Raw genomic sequence first — 1,295 nt, forward strand, 5'->3', positions numbered from 1 at the left:
GCACTCGTGTTGWCGCTRATGGAGCAGGGSCARATTYTCGATGTGAGCAAAACWAGGATTTGGCTTKCCARCAARCGSAAGGAAGAAGCTATTCCGGCCATTGAGATCSACGAGGCGCTACTGGTGCCATGAAWTGGTTTTTGTYCGARCKAGATGGATGCCRATCACTCGGGWGYCATCAGCACGGCGAGCRTTAGGKTSATGAARTYYTCGTTCTTRCTKAWKGTGTCCAAAGCACCGCGAACATTCCCAGCAACCTCTGCTGATCCGCGCTGCTCGACCTACAGCGTCAGTTCCATGATCGCGGCTTCGAGAGCGAGTTGGTTCTCGTTGATCTTGAACAGTAGGGAAGGGAGCAGATCTGCGTTCGACATAGTGTTTCCTCCGTGGAAGAGGACAGCGTAGYAGGCKGGTGTTATTCCCGTTCAAGCTGCCAAAGCAAATCCAAGCACGTAACTGGCAGCCTCCAACGTCATGTAGGAACGGTCAAAACTAAGCGTGTAAGTAAGGTTCTTCGGGGCGTACAGGTCATGTTGTGCGAACAGTTGTGGCCACTTTATCAGCGTCGTCTCCGACAGGATCAAATTACAGTCCAGCAAATCCGCGGCGGTCCGGATGGGTCGTTTTTTCAGGAGTTTGGGCGATGCCAGGACCGCGATTTTTTTCATTGCGCACCCTGTGGGTAATTGCACTGACTTGACCACCCATTTGCAATCGACCTGACCAACCATTTGCATCGGACTTGACCTGCACGTTCCGTAACCATGACAGGCAGAAAACGGCCGAGGTGTGTAAAAACGTTTTAGAACACGTTTGACAGTCGGGGCTGGAGCAATAATCGCGCTCCTACGCAAACTCCTAGTCTGTTGATTACACAAGCACCAGCAGATTTTACGTAGCAACGCAGACTTCAATACGGCGCATGCGTTTTTACACACTCTGGACCAGAAGCGGCCGTTCGACAAAGCAATGAGCAATTCAGACCGAGTGTTGCCGTTAAGGCGCAATGAACACCACCAGTCACGAGTACCATCTTCTAATCCTTTATCTCTTGCGCTGACTTCGCCCCATACCTTCGCAACAGGAACAGGTGATCGGGCCGGCGGACCCCGAACTTGACTGCCATCCGATCCAAGTAATCCAACCAGGAGTCCTCCGATATTCTGTCTGCTTCGGTAGACTCTTCAGGTGGATTCATTAACTCAAACTCCGCGTTATCGCGCATCCATACGTTGTAGCAGTAATCGTATTCAGCCCAGTCGTAAAAGCTATCCGACTCACAGAGGCCCTTGGGC

At 51.7% G+C, this 1,295-nt stretch carries 1 protein-coding gene and 2 pseudogenes; all 3 read right to left on the minus strand.

Annotation, left to right across the window (positions count from 1 at the left end):
• Positions 1–164 precede the first annotated feature (164 nt).
• A pseudogene (locus tag AC1DRJ_RS28025) lies at positions 165–374 on the minus strand (hypothetical protein).
• Between the two features lie 60 nt (positions 375–434).
• Positions 435–665, minus strand: a pseudogene (locus AC1DRJ_RS28030) (type 2 periplasmic-binding domain-containing protein); the annotation flags it as partial.
• A gap of 371 nt (positions 666–1,036) precedes the next feature.
• The coding region (locus AC1DRJ_RS28035) for a hypothetical protein (RefSeq protein ID WP_477805004.1) at positions 1,037–1,295 on the minus strand (259 nt) is incomplete at its 5' end.

Source organism: Pseudomonas sp. P5_B2, from assembly GCF_056400445.1.